Raw genomic sequence first — 5819 nt, 5'->3', positions numbered from 1 at the left:
TGTATTAAAAAGGCAGTTTGGATTAATTTGAAAGAATTAAAAAAAAGGCTTGCAAAGGGAATTTTTTAAGCGATAATACGCAGCCCTCACAGTTGAGGGACAGGGAAGAAAAAGCGGGCTTGGTAGGCTAAATAAAATTAGTCATAAAAAAGCTTGCAAAAGGAATTAAAACGGCGATAATATCGCACCCTTCCGTACGAAATGTCGGAAGTAGATTTTTAAGTAAATTAAAAAGTAAATAGATAACTTTTGTGGGCACTTGGAGAAGATGTATTAAGGTACAAAACGACAAGTGACCATAATTAATAATCACGTAATTTTTTTGATATATAGTTAGTGGTCAAACTGGTGGTTCTGTAACAGGAACTGCCCGCAAGTAATTAGGGTTTGCATTTATGTAGGCCCGAACAATTAATTGAAGAGTTTGATCCTGGCTCAGATTGAACGCTGGCGGTATGCCTAACACATGCAAGTCGAACGGTAACAGAGGAAAGCTTGCTTTCTTGCTGACGAGTGGCGGACGGGTGAGTAACGCGTGGGAATCTACCCAGTAGTTGGGGATAGCCCGGAGAAATCCGGATTAATACCGAATAATGTCTACGGACGAAAAGGTGCCTCTTCTTGAAAGCACTTGCTATTGGATGAGCCCGCGTTAGATTAGTTTGTTGGTGGGGTAACGGCCTACCAAGACTACGATCTATAGCTGGTTTGAGAGGATGATCAGCCACATTGGGACTGAGACACGGCCCAGACTCCTACGGGAGGCAGCAGTGGGGAATATTGGACAATGGGCGCAAGCCTGATCCAGCAATACCGCGTGTGTGAAGAAGGCCTTAGGGTTGTAAAGCACTTTTATGTAGGAAGAAGGTTTGTTTGTTAATAGCAGATGAATTTGACGGTACTACAAGAATAAGCACCGGCTAACTCCGTGCCAGCAGCCGCGGTAATACGGAGGGTGCGAGCGTTAATCGGAATTACTGGGCGTAAAGGGTACGTAGGCGGCTTGATAAGTCAGATGTGAAATCCCCGGGCTTAACCTGGGAACTGCATTTGAAACTGTCTGGCTAGAGTGAGTGAGAGGTTAGTGGAATTCAAGGCGTAGCGGTGAAATGCGTAGAGGTCTTGAGGAACATCAGTGGCGAAGGCGACTAACTGGCACTACACTGACGCTGAGGTACGAAAGCGTGGGGAGCGAACAGGATTAGATACCCTGGTAGTCCACGCCCTAAACGATGAGGACTGGCTGTTGGCGCTATAGACGCGTCGGTAGCGAAGCTAACGCGTTAAGTTCTCCGCCTGGGGAGTACGACCGCAAGGTTGAAACTCAAAGGAATTGACGGGGGCCCGCACAAGCGGTGGAGCATGTGGTTTAATTCGATGCAACGCGAAGAACCTTACCATCCCTTGACATCCTCAGAACGGTCTGTAATGGACCCGTGCCTTCGGGAACTGAGTGACAGGTGCTGCACGGCTGTCGTCAGCTCGTGTCGTGAGATGTTGGGTTAAGTCCCGCAACGAGCGCAACCCCTATCTATAGTTGCCAGCACGTAATGGTGGGAACTCTATAGAGACTGCCGGTGATAAGCCGGAGGAAGGTGGGGACGACGTCAAGTCATCATGGCCCTTACGGGATGGGCTACACACGTGCTACAATGGTGCATACAGAGGGTTGCCAAGCCGCGAGGTGGAGCTAATCCCAGAAAGTGCATCTTAGTCCGGATTGCAGTCTGCAACTCGACTGCATGAAGTCGGAATCGCTAGTAATCGCGAATCAGCAATGTCGCGGTGAATACGTTCCCGGGCCTTGTACACACCGCCCGTCACACCATGGGAGTGGGTTGCTCCAGAAGTGGCTAGTCTAACCTTCGGGAAGACGGTCACCACGGAGTGATTCATGACTGGGGTGAAGTCGTAACAAGGTAGCCGTTGGGGAACCAGTGGCTGGATCACCTCCTAAAAGAAGACCTTGGTATATCATTACCCGGGTGCCCACAAAAGTTATCTATAAAAGTATGAAAAACAAACCTATCTGGGGCTATAGCTCAGCTGGGAGAGCGCTTGCCTTGCACGCAGGAGGTCTGCGGTTCGATCCCGCATAGCTCCACCAGTATAGATTGTTTTGATTGACGAGTTTATCTACATTTGGGTCTGTAGCTCAGTTGGTTAGAGCGCACCCCTGATAAGGGTGAGGTCGGAGGTTCAAATCCTCCCAGACCCACCATGTCTTGATTAACTTGTCATAAAAGAGTTTTTATTAAATGAGTGATTATTTAATAAGGACTTTTGATGGAGACGAAATGTTTTCATTCGCAGGAAGCGACATACTTGTAACTTAACAATTTGGAATATGAGTCAGAAGATATTAGTGATGAGCTAATATTTTCTACAAATCAATCAATTTGATTTGAGTCAATGGCGTCTTAATTAAAGAATTTTTGTAGTGTATATAAAAAATCGTTATTTAAAATAGAGACCAGCGGAACAGTTAGCACTGTTCCAATTATCAATCATATTATGAACAAGAGAGTGTAGCTTCAGATTTTTTGGGGTTATATGATCAAGTGAATAAGCGTATGTGGTGGATGCCTTGGCGGTAGGAGGCGATGAAGGACGTGTAAATCTGCGATAAGCTGTGGTTAGCTGATACAAAAGCGCTTAACCCACAGATTTCCGAATGGGGAAACCCGATCTTTAAAGATCATCATTTGGCTGTAAGGCCTTGTGAAGCGAACCCGGAGAACTGAAATATCTAAGTACCCGGAGGAAAAGAAATCAACCGAGATTCCGCAAGTAGCGACGAGCGAACGCGGACTAGCCCAAAAGTCTCATAGTTTTTAGTCAAATGGCGTGGGAAAGCCAACCGAAGAAGGTGATAGTCCTGTAGACGAAAGAAATTATGAGATGAATGTGAGTAGGGCGGGGCACGAGAAACCCTGTCTGAATATAGGTGGACCATCATCTAAGGCTAAATACTCCCTACCGACCGATAGTGAACCAGTACCGTGAGGGAAAGGCGAAAAGAACCCCTGTGAGGGGAGTGAAATAGACCCTGAAACCGCATACGTACAAGCAGTCAGAGCCTCTTATGGGGTGATGGCGTACCTTTTGTATAATGGGTCAGCGACTTAATTTCAGTAGCAAGCTTAAGCGAGTAGTGTAGGCGAAGGGAAACCGAGTCTTAATAGGGCGCATAGTTGCTGGGATTAGACCCGAAACCGAGCGATCTATCCATGGCCAGGTTGAAGGTCGGGTAAAACCGACTGGAGGACCGAACCCACGTATGTTGAAAAATGCGGGGATGAGCTGTGGATTGGAGTGAAAGGCTAAACAAGCTCGGAGATAGCTGGTTCTCCCCGAAAACTATTTAGGTAGTGCCTCATGTATCACTTGCGGGGGTAGAGCACTGTTATGGCTAGGGGGTCACACCGACCTACCGTCCCATGGCAAACTCCGAATACCGCAAAGTGCAATCATGGGAGACAGACTATGGGTGCTAACGTCCATAGTCAAGAGGGCAACAACCCAGACCGCCAGCTAAGGTCCCAAAATCACCACTCAGTGGGAAACGAAGTGGAAAGGCCCAGACAGCCAGGAGGTTGGCTTAGAAGCAGCCATCCTTTAAAGAAAGCGTAATAGCTCACTGGTCGAGTCGGTCTGCGCGGAAGATTTACCGGGGCTAAGTGGTGTACCGAAGCTGCGGATGCTAATTTATTAGCATGGTAGGGGAGCGTTCTGTAAGCCTGTGAAGGTGAACTGAGAAGTTTGCTGGAGGTATCAGAAGTGCGAATGCTGACATGAGTAACGATAAAGGGGGTGAAAAACCCCCTCGCCGGAAGTCCAAGGTTTCCTCGTGCAACGTTAATCGGCACAGGGTGAGTCGGCCCCTAAGGCGAGGCAGAAATGCGTAGTCGATGGGAAACAGGTTAATATTCCTGTACTTTTATATACTGCGATGGAGTGACGGAGAAGGCTAGGTCATCCGGGTGATGGTTATCCCGGTCCAAGCGTTTAGGCAGTGAACTTAGGTAAATCCGGGTTCATAATGCTGAGGCGTGATGGGGAGTTCAATTGCGAACGAAGTGATCGATGCCATGCTTCCAGGAAAACCTTCTAAGCATAGGTATATGAGAACCGTACTGTAAACCAACACAGGTGGACAAGATGAGAATTCTAAGGCGCTTGAGAGAACTCGGGTGAAGGAACTAGGCAAAATGGTACCGTAACTTCGGGAGAAGGTACGCCCCTACAGGTTCAGAGCTAGTGGGGGCCGCAGAGACCAGGTGGCTGCGACTGTTTATCAAAAACATAGCACTATGCAAACACGAAAGTGGACGTATATGGTGTGACGCCTGCCCGGTGCCGGAAGGTTAATTGATGGGGTTATCTTCGGAGAAGCTCTTGATCGAAGCCCCGGTAAACGGCGGCCGTAACTATAACGGTCCTAAGGTAGCGAAATTCCTTGTCGGGTAAGTTCCGACCTGCACGAATGGCGTAACGACGGCCACACTGTCTCCACCCGAGACTCAGTGAAATTGAAATAGCTGTTAAGATGCAGTTTACCCGCGGCTAGACGGAAAGACCCCGTGAACCTTTACTATAGCTTCACAGTGGACTTTGATTAGATATGTGTAGGATAGGTGGGAGACTTTGAAGCGTGTGCGCTAGCATGCGTGGAGTCGTCCTTGAAATACCACCCTTGTGTAATTGGAGTTCTAACCTAGATCAGTCAACCTGATCAGGGACATTGTGTGGTGGGTAGTTTGACTGGGGCGGTCTCCTCCTAAAGAGTAACGGAGGAGCACGAAGGTGCGCTAAGTACGGTCGGACATCGTACGGTTAGTGTAAAGGCAAAAGCGCGCTTGACTGCGAGACTGACAAGTCGAGCAGGTACGAAAGTAGGTCTTAGTGATCCGGTGGTTCTGTATGGAAGGGCCATCGCTCAACGGATAAAAGGTACTCCGGGGATAACAGGCTGATACCGCCCAAGAGTTCATATCGACGGCGGTGTTTGGCACCTCGATGTCGGCTCATCTCATCCTGGGGCTGAAGCCGGTCCCAAGGGTATGGCTGTTCGCCATTTAAAGAGGTACGCGAGCTGGGTTCAGAACGTCGTGAGACAGTTCGGTCCCTATCTGCCGTGGGCGTTTGAGATTTGAGGAAAGCTGCTCCTAGTACGAGAGGACCGGAGTGGACGAACCTCTGGTGTTCGGGTTGTCATGCCAATGGCATTGCCCGGTAGCTATGTTCGGACGAGATAACCGCTGAAAGCATCTAAGCGGGAAGCTTCTTCCAAGATGAGATCTCACTTTGTTCTTGAAACAACTGAAGGGCCCTTGAAGACTACAAGGTTGATAGGCTGGGTGTGGAAGTGCAGTAATGTATGAAGCTAACCAGTACTAATTGCCCGTGAGGCTTGATCATATAACACCCAAGAGATTTGGATGGTTATAGCAAGTTCAAATGATTAATAATAAATTTCTCTATGAAATTAAGCGATTTTGAGTATATCTACAAAATCAAGACCCATTTACCAATCAATAGATTGATGATTCATATTCCCAAATGTTAGTCTTAAAGGCAGCAATGTCTCTAAGCAACCAGTTTTCTGGTGACAATAGAGCTATAGAACCACCTGAACCCATCTCGAACTCAGAAGTGAAATGTAGCATCGCCGATGGTAGTGTGGGAGTTCCCATGTGAGAGTAGGACATCGCCAGGATCTTATACCAAAAAAGCCTCAACCAAAGTTGGGGCTTTTTTTTGCCTGAAATTTGTGCGAAACATTGAAAATAGCATTTTTTATTTTAGAATCAGCAAAT

The 5819-nt window shown here is 47.7% G+C and carries 2 tRNA genes and 3 rRNA genes; all 5 read left to right on the top strand.

The features are described 5' to 3' along the window. Window positions 1-412: 412 nt before the first annotated feature. Window positions 413-1957: ribosomal RNA gene (locus CCS90_RS14710) — 16S ribosomal RNA — on the top strand. 74 nt (window positions 1958-2031) lie between these two features. Next, window positions 2032-2107 (top strand) — tRNA-Ala (locus CCS90_RS14705). Between the two features lie 37 nt (window positions 2108-2144). Continuing rightward, window positions 2145-2221, top strand: a tRNA-Ile gene (locus CCS90_RS14700). Window positions 2222-2555: 334 nt separating this feature from the next. Next, window positions 2556-5421, top strand: a 23S ribosomal RNA gene (locus tag CCS90_RS14695). A 183-nt stretch (window positions 5422-5604) separates the two neighbouring features. After that, window positions 5605-5719, top strand: a 5S ribosomal RNA gene (gene rrf / locus CCS90_RS14690). The 16S, 23S and 5S rRNA genes sit together here with 2 tRNA genes alongside, the layout of an rRNA operon. Window positions 5720-5819: the final 100 nt, after the last annotated feature.

It is taken from the genome of Marinicella litoralis (genome assembly GCF_002591915.1).
GTDB classification, from domain to species: Bacteria; Pseudomonadota; Gammaproteobacteria; order Xanthomonadales; family Marinicellaceae; genus Marinicella; species Marinicella litoralis.
This window is presented reverse-complemented; position numbering and strand designations above follow the sequence as displayed.